The organism is Aminipila terrae (genome assembly GCF_010120715.1).
GTDB classification, from domain to species: domain Bacteria; phylum Bacillota; class Clostridia; order Peptostreptococcales; family Anaerovoracaceae; genus Aminipila; species Aminipila terrae.
Genome location: NZ_CP047591.1, coordinates 2,502,497 through 2,523,626 on the forward strand (window position 1 = coordinate 2,502,497; position 21,130 = coordinate 2,523,626).

Genomic DNA, 21,130 nt, shown 5'->3' on the forward strand with positions numbered 1-21,130 from the left:
AAGAATTGAAAGATAAGATTTATTTAAATAAAGGAAAAGAAAGGAAAAAACAAATGAAAAAGGTAATTGCATTCTTTATTATGACAGCGATTGTTTTCAGCTTTCCCGACATAAGTCTGGCAGCAGAAAAAAAGGCTGCAAGTGCGGAAAATAAAGTAAAAGTTTATGACATTTCACTAGATTCTATAGATGAAATCATGTTTAAGAGCAGTAAATACTTTAATGATTCTCAGGAAAAGAAACAACGGCTTCTGCTTGATCAGAGTAAATATGAAAGAGAAATTAGAAAACTTAAGAAGGAAGATTCTGGAGATGGCTGGGGGAATGCAAGCTCAATTAGTTCTCTTTATGATCAATTAAGGACATCAAAATATAATGTACAGGTATCCGATATTACAGAAACAGCAAATTTAAAAAAGCAGGCCCTTACAGCTAAAATTGAATATTTAAAATATATAGGCATGAAATTAGACCAGGAGCTTTTAAAGAATAAGGCAGAACAGGAGAAACAGCAAAATTCAGTTGGGGAAGAAAAATATAAAAGAGGATTGATTTCTTTAACTCAATATAAGGAGATGGTTACTAAAACAAATTATAGTGATGAAATCTCTGAGGGTGAAAAAAAACTTCAAGACCAAATTGCAAATGTGAAAAGTGCTGTGGGACTTAAGGATGATGATAAAGTTCAGTTTAAAGAAATGAAGGATTTTGATCTTGGACAGTTAAATCAGATTAATTTGGATAAAGATCTGGAAGAGACTGTGAAAAATTCTAAAGATATTCTTTTGCAGGAATTGAAAGTGGAACATTTAAAAACAGATTTTGTAAAAGACAGAAGGGCAATAAGTGACAGCGAAAAAGATTTAACAGAGCTTAAAGATACAGTTAAAAAGAATTTTAAAAAGCAATATGAACAGATTGATACAACTACAAGAAAAGTTAATAAGTCAATCAGGGCAATGAATGATGCAAAAAGGAATCTGGATATTGCCAAGGCAAAGTATGACAGAGGATTAATGTCAAAGAAAGATTATGAGGATGTTACGGTAAAAAATATGGAAACTGTAAATCAGGGGAAGGCAGCAGAAATTGAACTACAGGAAGTATTTTTAACCTATCAGTCATTTAAGGAAGGTTATCAGGGATCAATTGGCGGAAGTGCAAGTTAATTAAAGGAGGATAGTAAATGCTTAATTTGAAGAAGGTAAAGAAGAAAAAAGTTATAAAGATTGGAATTGTGCTCATCATTATTGCTGTTGTAATAGTTGCATTGATGCCAAAAGACGGACAGAAAGATCAACAACTGCCAGTCGCATCTTTTTCATTAGAAAAAAAGGATGTGATAGAGAGTATAAGTACAAGTGGAAAAGTAGAGAGCGTAGAAAGCAAAAATGTATCAGCTGCAGCGGACGGAAAAATAAAAAATGTTTATGTGAAGTTAGGACAACAGATTAAAAAGGGGGATTTGCTTGCGCAGCTTGATACAACCAGCATCCAGAGAGAAATGGACAAGGCACAGAAAAGCAGTAAAACTGAAATGAATTCAGCCTTCCAGGACATGAACTCAAAATACAGAGAATATGATAACGCAAAATTTTTATATGATATGGGAGAAATCTCAAAGGATGATTTATTGAAGGCCCAGAATGCCTATGAGGCAGCTTCTTCAGATTATGAAATAAAAAAACAATCTGCAGATACCACTTCATTGCAACAGCAGATTGCGGATGCAACCCTGAAATCGCCTATTTCAGGTACTGTAACTCTGGTTAATGCAACGGAAGGAAATTCCAGCAGCGGAGTTTTATTTACTATTGAAAATACCCAGGATTTGCAAGTAGCAGCCAATGTGAGTGAATATGATATAAACCAGGTAAAAAAAGGGCAGAAAGTGATTGTTAAAACAGAAATGACCGGTGATACAGAACTTTCTGGTGAAGTTCTTTCCATTGCGCCAACAGCTCAGAAGGAAGAGACCACAGGAAAGACAACTTCCAGTGGAAAAGTACAGTTTTTAGTGGAAATCAGCATAAAAGATAAAAATCCTGGTGTAAAAATTGGGACTAATGCAAGAGTCAACATTGTAACAGCAGGAAAAGAGGGGTTCTGGCAGTACCTTTTGATGCGCTTGTTAAAAGCAAGCAGGGCAGTAGTATCTATGTGGCGGAAAAACAGGGAAGCAGTTATATAGTACGAAAAGTCACAGTTAAGACCGGGTTAGAAAATGATCTTTATGTAGAAATTATGGGCAAAGGCGTAAAAGAGGGATTGAGGGTTATAAATAATCCTAAAGACCTGACTGAGGGTCAGGAGGTAAATCTTGGATAATATAGATAAAATTATTGAAATGAAAGACATATATAAAAGTTTCTATGTGGGGACTCCTCAGGAACTGAACATTGTTAAAGGTGTTGATTTAACAGTAAATAAAAAGGAATTTCTGGCTGTAGTCGGGGCATCCGGCTCTGGGAAAAGTACACTGATGAATATAATAGGTGCACTGGATAAGCAGACCAGCGGTACATATCTACTTGAAGGTCTGGACGTTTCTTCAGCTAATGATGACCAACTGGCAGAAATACGAAATCTCAAAATTGGTTTTGTTTTTCAGAACTTTAATCTTATTCCCAGATGTTCTGCCCTTAAAAATGTTGAATTACCAATGCTATACGCTGGAATGGGCAGAAAAGAAAGAATGGACAGAGCTAAAGAACTGTTAGACTTAGTGGGAATGTATGACCGAAGAGAGCATCAGCCAAATGAACTATCAGGAGGACAGAAACAACGAGTGGCCATAGCAAGGTCACTGGCCAATGATCCTGCCATATTGCTGGCAGATGAACCTACAGGAGCTTTAGATTCCAAAACTGGAAGAATGGTTATGGACTTGTTTCATAAAATAAACAGGGAAGAAGGGAAAACCATTGTATTTATTACTCACAGCATGGAACTGGCTGAAGAAACTACCAGGCAGATAACGATAAAGGATGGTCTGATATGTTAATTATAGAAAATTTATTTCTTGCAATAGCAGGGTTAAAAACCAATAAAATGCGGTCCCTTTTGACGATGCTGGGGATTATAATCGGTATTTCATCTGTAATAGCTATTGTTTCAGTGGGAGATTCCATATCTGCCTCCATTGAAAAGGATATGAAGGCCATGGGAATGGAAAATATATCGGTAGATGTCAGGAGAAAAACGGATGATAACCAGGTGAATTTTAATGATGACGAAAAGCCCACGGCAGAGGATTTACTTTCATTAACTGATATTAAAAACTTTCAGGACAAATTTAAGGATAAAATAAAAACTCTCAGTTTTACCCAGGATGGAGGTTCTGGTGAAATAAGAATTGGGAGAAAAACAGAGAATGTCTATATTCAGGGAACCAACTATGGTTATAGCATACAAAAAAAAGTTAAAGTAATAAATGGGAGGTATCTGGAGAATAAAGATGTAGAAAGGGTTCGGAAAGTGGCTGTTATCCCGCGGGAAATGGCAGAATCCATTGAAAAGGAAGGGGATGAGGCTTTAGGCAGCGAAATAAAAGTTTTCGTAGAGGATAAGCTGGCAACCTATTTGGTAGTAGGGATTTATGACAATGGATCTAAAAATAAAGGACTGGTAGCAGGGGATTTGAGGAAATGGCTACCATTTACGTTCCGGCATCAACTGCGGGTGAGCTAAAGAATGAGACAAATTTCAGGGGTTTTGAGATTTCTCCAGCTTACGGTGTAGATGGGGCAGAGCTGCTTAAGGAAATTAACAGCTACTTTAATGATTTGTACAGTAAAAATAAAAAATGGGAGTGTCAGGGTTATAATATGCAGCAGGACATGAATTCCTATACAGATATGCTTAATAAAGTTAAAATGGCCATTGCAGTTATAGCAGGGATATCCTTATTAGTAGGTGGTATTGGGGTTATGAATATCATGCTGGTTTCTGTAACGGAACGAACCAGGGAAATTGGTATCAGAAAAGCTTTAGGAGCCAAAGGAAAATTTATTCGGTTACAGTTTATTGTTGAAGCTATAATTATTTGCGGCATAGGGGGTATAATAGGGGTAGCTCTTGGCCTGGGAATAAGTGCTATCGCTGTTAATATTATGGGGAACGAACTAAAGGCATCCTGGCCTGTAATACTTATCAGTGTGGCGTTTTCCATGTCAATCGGGGTATTTTTTGGATATTATCCAGCGAATAAAGCAGCTAAGCTGGATCCTATAGAGGCCTTACGATATGAATAAAAATTTTATTAATTTATCATATTTTCAACACAAAAATACGTTAAAATGTTAAAATATAGTTTGTATGGAATTTTTATTATAACCATTTTATGGTGGAAACGGAGATTAATTTTATGAAATCAAAAAACAAAGAGGTTCAGGGAAGGCCTGGAAAATGTTCTATTTCAATTCTTTTATACGTTGTTGCTACTCTTGTAGCACTTCTTGGAATTGCTATATTAGTGGATGACATATTTATATTTAAATCTACTATTGATCAATATGTAATGCAAGGGTACCCTGCTGCAGAAGTTATGAAAAGTCTGATTCCGGCACAACTGCTTCCAGGTGTATTTGAAGCATTGGCTTTATATGGGGGCATGACATTTGCTTTAATCGGAATTGGCATTGCCAATAGAAAGCTTTCTGGTTGTGCTATAAATTCAGAACCTGCTGCTGACACTTTGCAGGAAGAACTTCCTTTATTAGAAGAAAATGAAACAGAGGAAGACGAAATAACAAACGAAGAAGAACAGAATTTAGAAACTGAAGATACAACAGTAAAATAATTTTATATTGTAAGAATAAAACAGAGCCGGCCCGTTAACATATACATAACGGACCGGCTCTGTTTTATAATATTCATTTAAAAGTTGGCAAATCTGAAATGGCATCTGCCACTGGGCCATTGGGGTCATTTCTTAAGAATTCGCCGCCGTTTTTACCACGGACCACAATGGTACCTTCTAAAAGCCCGTCCTTGGCCATGAGTATTGCATGATTAACTGGAACCACAGTCTCATCATCCAGCATAATGTCGGTTATTTCGCCTTCCTGATCTTTTCTGATTTTGATTATTTTACGATTATCATTCATATCTTTCTCCTATGCCTCTGTTCTTATATAAATACAGTTCATATTTATTACGTATATGTCTTAAGTATCTTCAAAATCAGAGAGAATATTCATCAAAAGAAAAGAATCGCCTATCAGATGATGGCTTTTATTAAACAGCCTTCTTTCATAATAATGCTCATATTTTCAGTAGATATGTTTCTTATTTCTTTTAGAGGATTGCCTTTAATGACAATTAAATCAGCGAACTTTCCTTCTTCCAGAGTTCCAGTTATATCTCCAACCTTTAACATATCTGCCCCGGCTTTTGTGGCAGCAACGATAGTGTCCATGGGTGAAATACCAGCTTTTTCTACAAAGGAATACATTTCTCCAATGGCAGTAGTTCCATATGGGGTCAGCGTAGAACAGAAGGAATCAGATCCTATGGTTAATCCGATACCTTTTACCTGAGCCTTTCGCAGATTTTCATATACTCTGTTCAGCTCTTTTTCTGCAACAGTTTCTCCCTTATATTTATCATGAACTTCGGGAATGTATGTAGGAGCATAGGTTTTAAACCATTCATTCAGAAATTGAATGGTAGGACAAAAATAAATCCCTTTTTCAGCCATTATATCCAGACATTCATCATTCAGAGTCTGGCCGTGGATAATCAGATGAACTCCTGCCTTTACAGAGTCTAAGGCACCACTGTAACCTTCAGCATGTGACCACACCGGTATGCCTACCATATTACATTCATCTACAACGGCCTGAATTTCTTCAAAAGTGTAATGCTGGTCCAGTTTCTGATCCCATCTCCAGATTCCTCCTCCCGTACTCCAGATTTTAATTGCATCGGGATTTTCCCTAAGCCTTCGGCGCACTGCTTTTCTAAGTTCCCAGGGACCATCAATACGTTCTGCCCAGGGATGAGATTCCTCATTGTAATTTATGGGCAGCCTGTGGCTGTCCCCATGGCCTCCAGTACGGCAAAACCCAAGGCCGGTACCCACGATACGGGGCCCTTGCATAACCCCTGCTTCCACCATATTGCGGATATGAAGACCAGAACGGGAAATTTCTCCTACAGTTGTGAGACCATGCTCTAAACATTCATGAGCCTGCTGTACTGCTACCACTGTTTTCTGTATGGGATCCTCGAGAATCCAGTCGCTATCATTATCAGTAAGGTTACCAGAAAAATGTAAATGCGTGTCTATCAGACCCGGCATAATAGTTTTATCCTTTATGTCGATTAGCTCATAACTGTCTCCAAAATCCTTATGGGCCCCGGCGTATTCAATTTTTTTATCAGAAATCAGTACTAATGAATTTTCAATGGGGCATTGCCTGTTCCGTCAATTAACAGACCCCCGGTAAAAGCTATTTTACTCATATAAAAAGACACCTTTCTTATTATATAAAAATTAAAGTTATAAAATTTATAACTTTAGTATAGCATATTTTAGAAAAATATTTTAAAATTATATGAAGGAAACTCAAATGAAAAGAAAAGGAGTATAAGCGTGGCGATCAGACAATCTGCATACGACAATTTAATAGCAGGAATAAATAAGAATGAAGATTTTAATGATGCATTCGAAATGATTATTAACAATCCGTACAGAATCCTGGGAGCCTCAACCTATTGTGATGAAGCCGAATTAAAGGCACTTTATAATCAATGGAAAAATGCCCCTGAAAAATATAAACCCAAGTTTGATAAAACGAAACTGGGAGCTCCAAACAGAACAAAGGAAAATATGGTATGGGCATTGGAAAATGCAGATAGTTATGTATATAAAATATTTTGGTTTTCTGATCCAGATGTAGCTGCCAGATTAGGAAATAAAGGAGACTTTATAGAATTCTTTGGAAAAAAACGGGGAGTGAATACCACTGATTATAATTCATTTTTAGCTCAGTATATTTTCTTGTGCATATTTGACAGAAATTTTACCTTAACAGAACAATGGAAGATTATTTTAAATTTAATCAATGATCTTTTAAATGTGTCCGTAGGCAGATTCTGGGGATTCTTTAGTGGAAATAAGATAGAAGCTATCGACAACAATAAGATGGCTTTTTTATATAATGAGTTTAAAGACAACATTTTATATCCTATAAAAGAAATTGTTAACAGACAGAATATAAGGATAGATCTGGAAGAGATTATCCACATGCATAAAATCTTAAGCAGCGTAGAAAAACCACAGCTTCCTTTTTCCAGAATACAGAATATATTATTTGAGAAAATGGAACGCTGGTTTGTAAAAGAAGCAGATTATGTAAATAATGTGCTTCTGGCTAAGGTAACAGGTGTTAATGCCACATCCATGGAAGAAAAACTGGCTATTACCAATGCATATAATTATATTATGAGTACTATAGCACCTGAATTTAAAAATATTGTAACAGATATTATACCAAATGAGCATTCCATGAATACCAGATTAAGGATGATGTTTTCTGGTAAGTTTATTGTGGTTTCTAAAATTCTTAGTAATGCAGGCCTCTACAATGAAAGCCTCAAATTATACCAGTTGTTTAACGAATTGTTCGAAGATGAATACATATCAGGTGAAATCACCAATTTAAGCAAGTTGATTAAACAGGAAGAAAAAACCAGAATGGCTCCTCATGCGGCAGCCACAGCCATGGGAAATCCCTCCATGGATGAAAACAGTGGGCTGGCACCTCCTGCAGAACTTGGTGAATTGGAGGCTTTGGAAAAAGAACGAAAGAAAGAATTTTTTAAGCGGAATGTACGAACTGGTATTGATTATAAAGAGGTAATTCAGGGAGTACTAAACAATGAATTGCGTCTGGTTAAAACCGAAGAAGAGGAAATACCTTTAATTGAAAGGGTAGTAGAAGAAGCTGCAGCAGAAGCAGAGGCAGAAGCTCTTAGAATGAGGGCTGCCATGGAAGAAATGCAAAGAAGGCATGAGCAGGAGTTACAGGATAAAATTGATGAATTGAATCGTGAATATAAGCATAGCATGAAAAAATGGGTAAGTGCTATTTTAATTATATTAGTATTAACCATTTCATCCATAGGGATGCTGATATATGAATTGCTTAAGACAAATGCGGGTCCAGACATGGCAAATGCGGTAGCGGTATCTTCAGATGTAGAGACTATGCAGAAAACCCTTAAAACAGAAAAGGGTGAAATTGAAGAAATGGAGTCCAAGCTTAGTGACATTAATGCCGCCATAGCAGAAATCAGTCGTAAGTATGAAGAAAACAATGACGAAAAATACGCTGATCAGCTTGCAGAGAAACAGGCAGAGTATAATAAGCTGTATTCTCAGTATACAGACAATGTAACAAAGTATAATCAGCATTTAGACGAATATAAAGCCATGAGTCAGTAAAAACATCACTTGTTTTCTGCATTAATTTGTGATAATATTCTAGTATATGTTTACAATTTAGATAAGGAAAGAGTATGTATGAAAGAAAGAAGTGTCGCTTTTTATAAACGTATGATTGTTTTTACGGCTCTTTCAATAATAATTGTCATAGCTTGTTTATTGACTTTTTTTGTAGGTAATAAGCTGAATCTTTGGAATCGGGAGCCTGTAGCAGAAAAAGTGTGCCTGCCATCAGCAAAACAACAGAAAATAAGGTTGTTAAATCTGCTGTACAAAAGGAAAAGGCCGCCACAGATACTGCTATTTGTGATAAAATAACAGAAAATGATGGAAAAGTAGTATATCTGACTTTCGATGATGGTTCTTCCCCAAATACTCCGCAAATTTTGGATATATTGCGGGAGAACAAGATCAAAGCAACTTTTTTCTTTAATACTAGTGAAAGCCAGACAGCAGACAGTATTATTAAAGAGGCTTACGATGATGGACATGCCGTAGGTGTGCTTACTTCAACAGGTACTAATTATGATACCATTTATTCTTCTGTAGATAATTATGTGAAGGATTTTGAACAATCATATAACAGAATCCAGAGAGTTACAGGTAAAGCTCCTAGTATACTGAGATTTCCTGGTGGAAGTATAAATGCATATGACAAAGATAGGTATAAAGATTTAATAAAAGAAGTAGTACGCAGGGGAATGGTGTATTTTGACTGGAATGTATGTGCTGATGACGGCTCGGGTAAAATGTCAAAAGAATCAATGATTACAAATGCTACAAAACTTCCTAAAAAAGCTGATGAGTGTATAGTTCTGATGCACGACAATGGAAATGACAATACCTGTGAAGCATTAAATGAAATTATCCGATTTTATAAAGATAATGGATATAGTTTCAAAAAGCTGACAGCCAATGTTAAACCAATTACCTTTTAGATGGTAAATAAATAATACAGTGAATTTATTGGAGGCGCCAAAAATGAGTAATAAAGGAAATTTTAGCCAGGCAATGAGGGAAATTCTGGGGATAGACTCTTCTCAAGATAAGGGAAAAGTAAATGAAGAAACTGCCGCAGTACCAGAAAACAGCGAAGAATATATGGCTGCAAATCAGACTCCAACGGAGCCGGCTGGCAATGACCGATTAAATCAGGATTTTAGTCAGGCATTTAAACAGAGCGCTCCTCAGAATACACAGAATATGGGAGCATACTCAAATCCTAATCCTAATAATGATACATATAATCAGCAGAGAGCGAATACAAATAATGAGGAACCAGCTTTCTTTGACAAGCCAGGATTTGGTCAGTCCTCACAAAACACTTTCTCTGGCAATTTTGCTGCTGATTCAACAAAATTTAATAATGGTTTTGGCGGCGGCGGTAATTCTGGAAATGGTATGGGTCCCAATGAACCATACAATGAAGATGAAGTGGGCACAACTATTATTACAAGAAACACAATAGTTGAAGGAAATATAAAATCTTTTGAAAACATTGAATTAAATGGTAAGGTTAAGGGCAAAATTGATACTACAAAGAATGTAGGAGTATCAGGTTTTGTTCAAGGCGATATTGAAGCTACTGATATCCTATTGGAGGGTGCACAAATTAAAGGTAACATTAATTCTAAGGGCGCTTTACTTATGGATAAGGATACTTTGCTTGTAGGCGATGTTGCAGCCCAGAACACCAGAGTTGATGGCAAAATAAAGGGCGAAGTGAATATTGGGGGCAATGGCGAGTTTCTATCAAACTCTGTTGTTGTGGGGAATATTACAGTATCTAACTTTTATGTACAGTATGGTGCAAGAATGCAGGGTTACATTAATACCAATTTCTCTAAAAACGAAGAGGATAGCATTTTTGGGCAAATCGTAGGTAGCTAGGATGTAGGTATTACATAAAACAAAGACTATTTGTGCTGCTCTTTAGTGATGATTGCTTAAAGAGCAGTTTTAAATTGAAAGGAGAAATCAAGTGGGATTTTCATCAGAAGTTGGAATTGACCTTGGTACGGCCAATGTTTTAGTTTATATTAAAGGAAAAGGTGTCGTTTTAAATGAGCCTTCAGTTGTTGCAATTAATCAGGATAACAATGAAATTTTAGCTGTAGGAGAACAGGCCAGACAAATGCTTGGTAGAACTCCTGCAAACATTGTTGCAGTCAGACCACTGCGGGATGGTGTTATTTCAGATTATGATGTAACAGAAAGAATGCTGAAGTATTTTATTAAGAAAACCTGTGGAACAAGCAGATTTTTCAGGCCTAGAATTATGGTCTGTGTTCCAAGTGGTGTAACAGAAGTAGAGAAAAGAGCAGTAAGAGAAGCTGCTACTCAGGCTGGAGGTAAAGACGTTTATCTTATGGAAGAGCCTATTGCAGCAGCCATTGGTGCGGGCCTTGATATTGCAAAGCCAGACGGAGTTCTGGTTATTGATATCGGCGGAGGTACTACAGATATTGCAGTTATTTCACTTGGTGGAATTGTTGCAAGTTCTTCTGTAAAAATTGCTGGAGATAAATTCGATGAATATATCGTTAAATATATGCGAAAGGTTCACAAATTATATATTGGTGAAAGAACCGCAGAAGAATTAAAAATGACAATAGGAACAGCTTATCAAAGAGAAGAACCTATCTCCATGGAATGCAGAGGCCGGGATCTGGTTAGTGGATTACCTAAATCTATAGAGGTTTCATCTGCAGAGATGATGGAGGCTCTTGAAGAGCCACTGCAGACTATTGCAGAGGCCGTTCATTCCGTATTGGAGAGAACGCCCCCTGAATTGGCAGCGGATATCAGTAATTCAGGTATCGTTATTACTGGCGGTGGTGCACTACTTTATGGCATTGATAAAAGAATTCAGGATAGAACCGGAATACAGGTAAGAATTGCAGAGGATCCAAAGTCCTGCGTAGCTATTGGAACCGGTGAAGCTCTGGATTCCATTGAATTCATGGAGACCAATCAATTAAACAGAAGAAGACCTAGTTTTTAATGCACAATAAAAAAATAAAAAAGCTCTCAAAGGGGGAGCTTTTTTTCTATAAAGCGAGGGAAAGTAGAGGAAAAAATGAAACTTGAACTGATTGCAACGTCCACCTTTGGCCTGGAAGCAGTAGTAAAACGAGAGATAGAAAGCTTAGGATACAAGATTATTAAATCTGAAGATGCGAAGATTACTTATATGGGTGATGAAAGAGCTATAGTAAAATCAAACCTGTGGTTAAGGTGTGCTGACAGGGTCCTAGTTAAAATGGCTGAATTTGAAGCTTTAGAATTTGAAGATTTGTTCCAGACTATAAAAGGCATAGCCTGGGAAGAATGGATACCTGTTGATGGTAACTTTAAAGTCAACTGTTCGTCTGTTAAGTCTAAACTGTTCAGTATGCGTAGCTGTCAGAGTGTTTCAGAAAAGGCTATTATAGAAAGGCTGAAAGAAACATATGGGGTAGAGCATTTTGAGAAAAGTGGAGCAGAATATGTTATAAAGGTAACGCTCCTTAAGGACAGAGTTACTGTTACACTGGACACAACAGGAGTTGGGCTTCATAAGAGAGGATACAGGCAGAATGCAGTGACGGCCCCTATTAAGGAAACTTTAGCGGCAGCTATGGTACAGCTTTCTTTCTGGAGAGAAGGAAGGCTGCTTGTGGACCCTTGCTGTGGTTCAGGAACAATTCCCATTGAAGCTGCCATGATTGAAAAGAATATTGCTCCAGGATTAAACCGGCATTTTGCAGCAGAAAAATGGGATATAATCCCAGAAGATTTGTGGAAAGAAGAAAGAAAAAAAGCTTTTAGCGAAATAATACATGATAAAGATATCCGTATCAGAGCCTATGACATAAATCCTGCAGCCATAGAAGCTTCAAAGGAAAATGCAGCAGATGCAGGGGTAGATGACTGCATAACCTTTGAACGAATGAATGTGGCTGAAATGGAAGCCAGTGAAACGAGTGGTGTAATCATTACGAATCCCCCATATGGAGAAAGGATTGGAGAGAAGGAAGAAATTAAGAAAATCTATAATAAGTTTAAGAATTTCTTAAAGCAGAACCCAACCTGGTCCCTGTTTATGATTACTCCGGATAAAACCATAGAAAAGCAGGTCTTTGGAAAACTGGCAGACAGAAGAAGGAAGCTGTACAACGGCAATATTGAAGTCTGTTACTATCAGTTTCATGGGGCAAAACCTAAAACAATTAAATAAAATATTAGTAGTAAAAACGGAGCTGTTGCAAAATGACTGATATTTTGCAGTAGCCCCTTTTTTTATGCAAATTAATCAAACGATAAGAGAATAGGTCTTTTGCTCTTATAATTATAAAAAAACAAAATCTCCGGTAGCTTTTTGGGCAAATCCTACCATATTTTATGAAAGCTGAAACTTTATGGTAGGCATTTCAATAAAAAAGCTAACAATGTGTCAAAACTAATGAGTAAAGATGCAAGAAGCTACCGGGATTTAAGTAAAGATGATAATCACGGTAGTGCAACAGCATAGACAATAAAAAGCAAATTAATATTTGGATATGAAGCCTCATCTCTAAGTATAAAAAGAAATAATTAATTTGAAGTATTTAACATTTAATTAACAGGAGTTTAACATTTATTACATTGATAAAAAAGTGAAATTAGAATAGAATATGTCAAAATAAGCATACTAATATTTAACATAGGAATAAGGAATGGAGTGCGTATAATGTTCTATAAAATGAGTGCAACAGAAGTACTTAAAGATTTAAATTCTTCAAAGGAAGGGTTGGATGAGAAGCAGGTAGAAGAAAATGAGAAAAGATATGGAAAAAACCAACTGGCAGAAGAAAAAAAGCAGGGACTATTGAAAGTATTTCTCACTCAGTTCAAAGATCTGTTAGTGGTCATTCTAATTGCAGCAGCAGTCATCTCCATATTTACAGGTGATCTGGAAAGTACACTGGTAATATTGGGAGTCATTGTTCTTAATGCTATTTTAGGAACAGTACAGCATTTTAAAGCAGAAAAATCATTAAATAGTTTAAAAAAATTAGCCTCTCCTCTTGCTAAAGTCATACGGTGTGGTAAAAGACGTGGTATAGAAGCAGCAAATATTGTAGTAGGAGATATACTGGTGCTGGAAGCCGGGGATGTAGTGCCTGCTGATGGAAGAATTGTTGAATGCTATTCCATGCAGGTCAATGAGAGTTCTTTAACGGGAGAAGCAGAGAGTATAAATAAAATTTCTGAAAAAATATCTGGAGATAAAACCCTGGCAGACCAGGATAACATGGTATTCTCTGGTACACAGGTAACTTATGGAAGAGGTATGGCAGTTGTCACCAGTGTTGGTATGAATACTGAACTGGGAAAGATTGCACAGCTGATGAACGAAACCAAGGAGAGGAAAACCCCTCTGCAGATAAGCCTTGACGCTTTTGGCAAAAAACTTTCCTTAATCATTATGATTATCTGTGCATGCATATTAGGACTATGCATTTATAGGGGCATGACCGTCTTGGATTCACTGATGTTTGCAGTTGCATTGGCTGTAGCGGCCATTCCGGAAGCTCTCTCTTCCATTGTAACCATATCTCTTGCTTTAGGAACATCTAAGATGGCTAAAGAAAATGCTATCATGAAAAATCTCAAAGCAGTGGAAAGTCTGGGGTGTGTATCTATCATCTGTTCAGATAAAACAGGAACACTGACCAAAAACCGGATGACAGTGAAAAATACTTACCTGGCAGACAATGGAGAACTATCCACCAACCGATTGCTATTGGCAGCAATACTGTGCAATGACAGTTCTGTAACCGAGGGAAAGGTGCTGGGAGACCCCACTGAAACTGCTCTCATAGAATATTACATGAACACCAGGAAAGATTATAAGCAGGTATTATCAGCTTATCCAAGATTATCAGAACTCCCTTTTGATTCAGATAGAAAGCTCATGAGCACTTTGCACAACATAGATGATACTACTGTTATGATGACAAAAGGTGCAGTAGATGCCATGCTGCATAAATCAAGATTTGTATATAGTAATGGGGCAGAAAGAGCTATTACAGAAGAAGATATTAATCAGGCGCAGGATCAAAACCATGAATATTCTAAGAGGGGACTTAGGGTTTTAGCTTTTGCCCAGAAAAATATTGAAAAACAAGATATCAATTTAAATGATGAAGATAACTTTACATTTATCGGATTGATTGCCATGCAGGACCCCCCAAGGGAAGAATCCAAAGAAGCAGTATCAAACTGTCTTACAGCTGGCATCATGCCTGTTATGATAACGGGTGATCATAAGGTGACAGCTTCAGCCATTGCAGAAGAAATCGGCATCCTGAGATCTGGGCAGAGAGCTATAACTGGAATGGAACTGGACGAAATCTCCGATGAAAGATTAGATAAGGAAATTTCAGAAATTGCCGTTTATGCCAGAGTTACGCCAGCTCACAAAATCAGGATTGTTGATGCATGGCAAAACAAGGGAAATATTGTGGCAATGACGGGAGACGGTGTAAATGATGCTCCCGCCCTGAAAAAAGCGGATATTGGTATTGCCATGGGAATCACAGGTACGGATGTATCAAAAGATGCAGCTTCAATGATTCTGACCGATGATAATTTCGCAACGATTGTAAAGTCTGTAGCAAACGGAAGAAATATCTATACAAATATAAAGAACTCTATTAAATTTTTGCTATCTGGGAATACATCCGGAATACTGGCGGTGGTTTATACTTCTTTAATGGCTCTGCCAATTCCATTTATGGCGGTACATCTTCTGTTTATAAATTTAATAACTGACAGTCTTCCCGCTATTGCCATCAGCATGGAAAAACCAAAAGCAGATTTGCTTAAAGAGCCTCCAAGAAGAAGCGATGAACCTATATTGACCAGAAGGTATCTGCTGGAGATTGGAATACAGGGGGTATTAATCGCTGCGTTTACTCTGGCGGCATACTATCAGGGATTGCCAATAGGAGCAGAAACGGCTTCAACAATGGCCTTTGCAACTCTTTGCTTTGCAAGATTATGGCATGGGTTTAATTCACGAGGCAGACAATCCATATTTAAACTTGGATTTTTAAGTAATGTTTACAGTCTGGGGGCCTTTGCTTTAGGAACATCGCTGCTGTTTGCAGTTCTTACTATAAATCCATTACAAAGCTTGTTTCAGGTTACTGAGCTATCGGGAAATAACATAGCTTATATTGTTGCCTGCGCAGTTGCTCCAACAATACTGATACAAGGCAGCAGAGTAATAAAAGAGTTATTTAAAAAGTAAATATTAAATAAAAAGAGAAATTTGTCATTTTTTATAGTGACAAATTTTTTTTATTATGATATGCTATTGGGTTAGAGAATCAAAATTGAAAAATAATTATAAATTTAAGTATTGCATAAAAATAACCTTAAGTGTATAATTATTTGAAATGCTGAAAGAAATATTCATCATAAGCTACAGGTAAATCAGGAAAGGAAAGGTCGTAACATGGAAGCGCTGTTATATTTGGAAGACGGAACAGTTATCACTGGAAAAGGTTTCGGATTCAGAACAACTAGGGTAGGCGAACTGGTTTTTAATACAGGAATGACCGGTTATCAGAAAACGCTTACAGATCCTTCGTATATGGGTCAAATAATTACAATGACGTATCCTCTTATTGGAAATTACGGAATTAGTAAAATTGATAATGAATCTGATAAGATTTATGCATTTGGGTTAGTAGCAAAAGACATATGTTTTGAACCATCAAACTCAAATTGTATTATGAATATTGATGAGTGGCTTAAGGAAATGAAGGTACCGGGTATCTGGAAAGTAGATACAAGAAGAATTACAAAGAAAATAAGAAACGAAGGTACAATAAAGTGCGTTATCAGTAATGAAGGAATTTCCATAGAAGAAGCCCAAAGGCTTTGTAAAGAGACACCGCTTAAGGGTGACTGGATGAAAGAAGCAGCTGCCAAGGAAAAGAAAGTCATTCTTCCAACAGGAGGAAGTGATATTAAAAAGGTAGCAGTATTAGACTTTGGGGTAAAAAAGAGTATTTTAGATGGGCTTAGCAGCAGGGGCTGTGAATTACATATATTCCCGTATGGTACAGGTGCTGAAGAAATCATGAGCATTAAACCGGATGGAATATTTTTGACAAATGGGCCGGGAGATCCGGAAGCGGCCACAGAGGCTATTGCAATTACAAAAGAAATCATGGGGACAGTTCCTACTTTTGGAATCTGTATGGGACATCAGATATTAGCTTTAGCGGCAGGTGGAAAAACATATAAATTAAAATATGGACACCGAGGCGCAAATCATGGTGTTTATGACAAGGACACCAATCGTTCTTACATCACATCTCAAAATCACGGTTATGCCGTAGATTCTAATAGTATTATTCTAAAGGGTATGGAAGTGACCCACATTAATCTAAATGATGGAACTGTTGAAGGCATGAAGCACAGGGATTTGCCAATATTCTCTGTTCAATACCATCCTGAAGCCTCACCGGGACCAAATGATAATCAGTATTTGTTCGATAAATTTATAAATATGATGAAAGGCGGTGTTTTATAGTGCCAAAAAAGAACTATCTGAAGAAAGTGCTGATCATCGGATCTGGACCGATTATCATAGGGCAGGCCGCTGAATTTGATTATGCAGGCACCCAGGCATGTAAAGCCATAAAAGAAGAAGGAATTAAAACCATTCTGGTAAACAGCAATCCAGCAACCATTATGACCGATCAGGGCATAGCCGATACAGTGTACATGGAACCTCTCACACAAGAAGCTTTACAGCAAATTCTGGAGAAAGAAAGACCGGACGGGATTCTGGCAGGATTTGGGGGGCAGACCGGATTAAACCTGGCTATGGAATTGGAAGAAAACGGAACCCTGAAGAAACTGGGAATAGAACTTCTGGGTATTAATAAAGACAGCATAAAAAAAGCAGAAGACAGAGAAGAATTCAGAGATTTAATGCTTGAAATCGGTGAACCGATTCCAAAGAGTATTATTGCTACAAATCTTGAAGAGTGTAGAGAGTTTGTCAAAGAAGCAGGGTATCCTGTTATAATCAGGCCGGCATTTACTCTTGGAGGAACCGGGGGTGGTATTGCAAACAATGACTCTGAACTGGCACTTTACTGTCAAAGAGGTCTTGAAAACAGCGCCATTGATCAGATTCTACTGGAAAAGTCAGTTGCAGGATGGAAAGAAGTCGAATATGAAGTAATGCGTGACTCTAAAGACAACTGTATCATTATCTGCAGTATGGAAAATCTGGATCCAGTTGGAGTGCACACAGGGGATAGCATTGTAGTTGCACCAACACAGACTTTAAGAGACGAAGAATATCAGATGCTCCGGGATTCATCCCTTAAGATTATCAGGAGCCTTAAGATTGAAGGGGGCTGTAACGTTCAGTTTGCTTTAAATCCTGATACAAGCGAGTACATCGTAATAGAAGTAAACCCAAGGGTAAGCCGTTCTTCAGCCCTTGCATCAAAAGCAGCAGGCTACCCGATTGCTAAAATTGCAGCGAAAATTTCTCTGGGATACAATCTGGACGAATTGAAAAACTATGTAACCCAGACTACAAGCGCATGCTTTGAGCCTACCCTGGACTATTGTGTTGTGAAATTCCCTAAGTGGCCTTTTGACAAGTTCAGTAATGCCTCAAGGAAACTGGGGACTCAAATGAAAGCAACAGGAGAAGTCATGGCTATATGCAGGACTTTTGAGAGTGCCTTATTAAAGGCGGTCACTTCCTTAGAAGTTAAATGTAACGGCCTTAGAGTACCATTTGTAACAAAATTAGAGAATGGCAGACTGATTAAAAAACTGGAAGCTTGTGATGATGAACGAATTTTCTGTGTGGCAGAAGCCATGAGAAGGGGATATAGCGTAGAGGAGATTTTCCAAAAGACTAAAATAGACAGATGGTTTCTTAATAAAATAAAAAATATCATGGATATGGAGAAAATCTTAAGTACAGTAGAACTTAATGCAGAACTGCTTTTAGAAGCAGAAGCTATGGGTTTCACAGATGTAGAAATACTGGGGCTTACAGGAACCTCAAGGGAAGTTTTGCAGGATATGCGAGTATATAATGACATCTATCCGGTATATAAGGTAGTAGATACCTGCGGAGGGGAATTCGATGCGGTTACTCCGTATTATTATTCCTGCTATGATGGAGAGGATGAAAGTAAAATTTCTGATAACAAGAAGATTCTGGTAATCGGTTCCGGACCTATTCGAATTGGACAGGGAATAGAGTTTGATTATTGCTGTGTTCAAGGGGTATGGGCCATAAAAGACATGGGTTATGAAGCCATTCTTATGAATAATAACCCTGAAACTGTCAGCACGGATTTCGATACTTCGGATAAGCTTTATTTTGAGTCCCTTCACGTAGATAATGTAATGAATGTTATAAAAAAGGAAAGACCTTACGGTGTAGTGCTCCAGTTTGGCGGGCAGACTTCTTTGAATCTGGCAGAGCAGCTGCACAAAAGAAGTATAAAATTACTGGGGACAAGCTTTAAATCTATTGATCTGGCAGAAGACAGAGAGAAATTTATTGAACTATTACAAGAGTTAGGTATACCTACACCAAAAGGCTGCGCGGTTACAGATGAAGAAAGCGCCTTTAAGGCTGTAAACGAGTTAGGCTATCCGGTGGTGGTAAGACCTTCTTATGTAATAGGTGGAAGAGCTATGCAGGTGGTATATAGTGATGAAGAACTTCAGAAATATTTAAGAGAAGCTGTTTCCCTTACTTCAGAGCATCCTGTGCTGATTGATAAGTATATCCAGGGTAAAGAAATGGAAGTAGATGCTATAGGGGATGGAGAAAATATTCTGATTCCAGGTATTATGGAGCATATTGAAAGAACCGGAGTTCATTCCGGTGATAGCATGACCGTGTATCCTCCACATACTTTACAGAAAAGCACAATAGATACCATCATTGATTATACAGAAAGGATTTCCAAAGCTTTAAATGTTCTTGGACTGGTAAATATACAATATGCTTTTGACGGGAAAAACGTATATGTAATTGAAGTGAACCCAAGAGCTTCCAGAACCGTGCCGATTTTAAGCAAAGTTACAGGGGTGCCTATGATTAAGCTGGCAGTTTCAGTAATGCTGGGAAAGAAGCTTAAAGAATTTGAATATGGAACAGGACTTTACAAACATGTAGGAAAATATGCGGTAAAAGTACCCGTTTTCTCTGGAGCTAAGTTAACGGATGTAGACGTAACTCTGGGACCTGAAATGAAATCAACAGGAGAGGTTTTAGGGATTGATAACGACCTGGATAAGGCAATTTATAAAGGTATACTGGCTGCCAACGTAAAGATTCCTGTACAAGGTGGGGCTTATTTTGCACTTCGTGATACGGAGAGAACCGATCATACCCTTGATGTAGTTAAAATGTATCGGGACCAAGGGTATAAAATGTACTGTTCTGAATGGACTTATGACTACTTTGAAGAAAATGGAATTGATGCTGTTAAATTAACCTTTGAAAAAGCTAAGAGCATGATTGGTGAGGAGATTGAGCTTTTCATTAATGTACCAAGTATTGCAAACAGGCCGGAAAGGGAAGATTTTATACTGAGAAGAAAGGCAATAGAAAGAGGCCTTCCTGTTCTTACCTGTATGGATACAGCAGAAGCATTTATGACTGCAGTTAAACTAAAGGCAGCAGGAACAAAGCTTGATTATTGTGTATTAGGATCAAAATAAAGTTATTAACTTAATTCGTATTTGCTAACATAAATAGGCAACAAAGTAGTTTCCCTTTGTTGCCTATTTTTTATGTAATAGGAAATATCGCTGGATTTTCCTATTACATAAAATAAGGCAGTACGGAGTGGCGAAGCCACATTTTTTATTGGGCATTTTAAATAAATAATGGTAAAATTATAATGTTTAGGCAAAGGAAGGTGAAGATTTTGAAAATTGCAGTATGCGACGATGAGCCGTTATTTAGAGAAAACATAAAAAATTTTTTAGATAAATACTACAATAGTTTAGATGTAGGTATATACACTTTTTCTAATGGACAACAGCTAATTGAACAAATCAGAAAAAATGAAGAGTTATTTCAGATAATATTTCTAGATATTGAAATGCCAGGAACGGATGGATTTGAAAGTGCTAAAATAATACATGATATAAATAAGAACATACCAATTATTTTCCTTACTAGCCATACTGAGCTTGCTATGGAAGGTTATGAAGTAAATGCTTTTCGGTTTTTGTCCAAGCCGGTGGATGAAGATAAATTAAAAAAGGCTTTAAACGATATTGAATCTTTTTTAGAAAATGATGAGAAAATAATGGTTTGTGACAGTGGAACAGAATATGTGCTTTATGTCAGAGATATTATGTATATTCAGGCAGAAAATGTTTACATTAATCTTTTTACTGCTAAAGGTAGTTATCTAATCAGAAAGAAAATAAATGAAATGGAAACTTTACTGAATAAGCTGATTTTTTTTAGGTCACACCGCAGCTATATTGTAAATATGGAATTCATAGAATCCTTTGATGGTAAGAAAATTATTATGAAAGACAAAAAAGAGATTCCCATCAGTAAAAAACAGCAAAACGAATTTAAATATAGAATGATGGATTATTTAAGAAAGAATAGCAAATGAGGCAGTA

General features: G+C 37.1%; 18 protein-coding genes. 16 read left to right on the forward strand and 2 right to left on the reverse strand.

All coding sequences use genetic code 11. From position 1 onward, the window contains the following. The first annotated feature begins 53 nt into the window (after window positions 1-53). The 7 genes from Ami3637_RS11865 to Ami3637_RS11895 all read left to right on the forward strand — a co-directional run bounded on the left by Ami3637_RS11865 (window position 54) and on the right by Ami3637_RS11895 (window position 4,801). Window positions 54-1,169 (forward strand): hypothetical protein, encoded by a 1,116-nt coding sequence (locus Ami3637_RS11865; RefSeq protein WP_162362770.1) that lies wholly within the window; start codon window positions 54-56, stop codon window positions 1,167-1,169. A gap of 17 nt (window positions 1,170-1,186) precedes the next feature. Beyond that, window positions 1,187-2,191 carry an efflux RND transporter periplasmic adaptor subunit gene (locus Ami3637_RS11870; RefSeq protein WP_162362771.1) on the forward strand — a complete coding sequence of 335 codons (1,005 nt, stop codon included), beginning with the start codon at window positions 1,187-1,189 and terminating at the stop codon, window positions 2,189-2,191. Further along, window positions 2,161-2,328 (forward strand): hypothetical protein, encoded by a 168-nt coding sequence (locus Ami3637_RS11875; RefSeq protein ID WP_162362772.1) that lies wholly within the window; start codon window positions 2,161-2,163, stop codon window positions 2,326-2,328. The genes Ami3637_RS11870 and Ami3637_RS11875 overlap by 31 nt, the downstream gene beginning before the upstream one ends. Window positions 2,329-2,347: 19 nt before the next feature. Further along, window positions 2,348-3,004, forward strand: coding sequence for an ABC transporter ATP-binding protein (locus tag Ami3637_RS11880; protein ID WP_162363752.1), 657 nt, complete (start codon window positions 2,348-2,350; stop codon window positions 3,002-3,004). Then, entirely contained in the window at window positions 2,998-3,690 is a 693-nt protein-coding gene (locus tag Ami3637_RS11885; RefSeq protein WP_162362773.1) for an ABC transporter permease, read from the forward strand. The genes Ami3637_RS11880 and Ami3637_RS11885 overlap by 7 nt, the downstream gene beginning before the upstream one ends. After that, a complete protein-coding gene (locus Ami3637_RS17965) occupies window positions 3,648-4,253 on the forward strand; it encodes an ABC transporter permease (RefSeq protein WP_162362774.1) in 606 nt (201 codons plus the stop codon). Before Ami3637_RS11885 ends, Ami3637_RS17965 begins: the two co-directional genes overlap by 43 nt. 113 nt (window positions 4,254-4,366) lie before the next feature. Next, complete coding sequence (locus Ami3637_RS11895) at window positions 4,367-4,801, forward strand: hypothetical protein (RefSeq protein ID WP_162362775.1); 435 nt, start codon at window positions 4,367-4,369, stop codon at window positions 4,799-4,801. Window positions 4,802-4,874: 73 nt separating this feature from the next. Here Ami3637_RS11895 and Ami3637_RS11900 read toward each other — a convergent pair whose 3' ends face one another. Then, a complete protein-coding gene (locus Ami3637_RS11900) occupies window positions 4,875-5,108 on the reverse strand; it encodes a DUF3892 domain-containing protein (RefSeq protein WP_162362776.1) in 234 nt (77 codons plus the stop codon). Between the two features lie 113 nt (window positions 5,109-5,221). Then, on the reverse strand, window positions 5,222-6,304 hold the full coding sequence (locus Ami3637_RS11905) for a metal-dependent hydrolase family protein (protein WP_330586625.1): 1,083 nt from the start codon (window positions 6,302-6,304) through the stop codon (window positions 5,222-5,224). 294 nt (window positions 6,305-6,598) lie between these two features. Here Ami3637_RS11905 and Ami3637_RS11910 point away from each other — a divergent pair, with 294 nt between their 5' ends. From Ami3637_RS11910 to Ami3637_RS11950, 9 genes are all read left to right on the forward strand, one after another. Next, window positions 6,599-8,452: a hypothetical protein gene (locus tag Ami3637_RS11910; RefSeq protein ID WP_162362777.1), complete on the forward strand. Its 1,854-nt coding sequence runs from the start codon at window positions 6,599-6,601 to the stop codon at window positions 8,450-8,452. Window positions 8,453-8,643: 191 nt separating this feature from the next. Further along, entirely contained in the window at window positions 8,644-9,390 is a 747-nt protein-coding gene (locus Ami3637_RS11915; RefSeq protein WP_162362778.1) for a polysaccharide deacetylase family protein, read from the forward strand. Between the two features lie 43 nt (window positions 9,391-9,433). Beyond that, on the forward strand, window positions 9,434-10,342 hold the full coding sequence (locus tag Ami3637_RS11920; RefSeq protein WP_162362779.1) for a bactofilin family protein: 909 nt from the start codon (window positions 9,434-9,436) through the stop codon (window positions 10,340-10,342). Window positions 10,343-10,433: 91 nt separating this feature from the next. Further along, window positions 10,434-11,456: a rod shape-determining protein gene (gene mreB, locus Ami3637_RS11925; RefSeq protein WP_162362780.1), complete on the forward strand. Its 1,023-nt coding sequence runs from the start codon at window positions 10,434-10,436 to the stop codon at window positions 11,454-11,456. A 75-nt stretch (window positions 11,457-11,531) separates the two neighbouring features. Beyond that, entirely contained in the window at window positions 11,532-12,671 is a 1,140-nt protein-coding gene (locus Ami3637_RS11930; RefSeq protein WP_162362781.1) for a THUMP domain-containing class I SAM-dependent RNA methyltransferase, read from the forward strand. Between the two features lie 492 nt (window positions 12,672-13,163). Continuing rightward, complete coding sequence (locus Ami3637_RS11935) at window positions 13,164-15,731, forward strand: calcium-translocating P-type ATPase, PMCA-type (RefSeq protein ID WP_162362782.1); 2,568 nt, start codon at window positions 13,164-13,166, stop codon at window positions 15,729-15,731. A 207-nt stretch (window positions 15,732-15,938) separates the two neighbouring features. Beyond that, window positions 15,939-17,024 carry a glutamine-hydrolyzing carbamoyl-phosphate synthase small subunit gene (carA, locus tag Ami3637_RS11940; RefSeq protein WP_162362783.1) on the forward strand — a complete coding sequence of 362 codons (1,086 nt, stop codon included), beginning with the start codon at window positions 15,939-15,941 and terminating at the stop codon, window positions 17,022-17,024. After that, on the forward strand, window positions 17,024-20,206 hold the full coding sequence (gene carB / locus Ami3637_RS11945; protein ID WP_162362784.1) for a carbamoyl-phosphate synthase (glutamine-hydrolyzing) large subunit: 3,183 nt from the start codon (window positions 17,024-17,026) through the stop codon (window positions 20,204-20,206). The genes carA and carB overlap by 1 nt, the downstream gene beginning before the upstream one ends. 209 nt (window positions 20,207-20,415) lie before the next feature. Further along, on the forward strand, window positions 20,416-21,123 hold the full coding sequence (locus Ami3637_RS11950; RefSeq protein ID WP_162362785.1) for a LytR/AlgR family response regulator transcription factor: 708 nt from the start codon (window positions 20,416-20,418) through the stop codon (window positions 21,121-21,123). The last annotated feature ends 7 nt before the right edge of the window (window positions 21,124-21,130 follow it).

Bases quoted from the DNA above. Each gene is read 5' to 3' on its own strand.
- Ami3637_RS11865 (WP_162362770.1), top strand. From the start codon at position 54: ATGAAAAAGGTAATTGCATTCTTTATTATGACAGCGATTGTTTTCAGC.
- Ami3637_RS11870 (WP_162362771.1), top strand. From the start codon at position 1,187: ATGCTTAATTTGAAGAAGGTAAAGAAGAAAAAAGTTATAAAGATTGGA.
- Ami3637_RS11880 (WP_162363752.1), top strand. From the start codon at position 2,348: ATGAAAGACATATATAAAAGTTTCTATGTGGGGACTCCTCAGGAACTG.
- Ami3637_RS11885 (WP_162362773.1), top strand. From the start codon at position 2,998: ATGTTAATTATAGAAAATTTATTTCTTGCAATAGCAGGGTTAAAAACC.
- Ami3637_RS17965 (WP_162362774.1), top strand. From the start codon at position 3,648: ATGGCTACCATTTACGTTCCGGCATCAACTGCGGGTGAGCTAAAGAAT.
- Ami3637_RS11895 (WP_162362775.1), top strand. From the start codon at position 4,367: ATGAAATCAAAAAACAAAGAGGTTCAGGGAAGGCCTGGAAAATGTTCT.
- Ami3637_RS11900 (WP_162362776.1), bottom strand. From the start codon at position 5,108: ATGAATGATAATCGTAAAATAATCAAAATCAGAAAAGATCAGGAAGGC.
- Ami3637_RS11905 (WP_330586625.1), bottom strand. From the start codon at position 6,304: ATGCCGGGTCTGATAGACACGCATTTACATTTTTCTGGTAACCTTACT.
- Ami3637_RS11920 (WP_162362779.1), top strand. From the start codon at position 9,434: ATGAGTAATAAAGGAAATTTTAGCCAGGCAATGAGGGAAATTCTGGGG.
- Ami3637_RS11930 (WP_162362781.1), top strand. From the start codon at position 11,532: ATGAAACTTGAACTGATTGCAACGTCCACCTTTGGCCTGGAAGCAGTA.
- Ami3637_RS11935 (WP_162362782.1), top strand. From the start codon at position 13,164: ATGTTCTATAAAATGAGTGCAACAGAAGTACTTAAAGATTTAAATTCT.
- carA (WP_162362783.1), top strand. From the start codon at position 15,939: ATGGAAGCGCTGTTATATTTGGAAGACGGAACAGTTATCACTGGAAAA.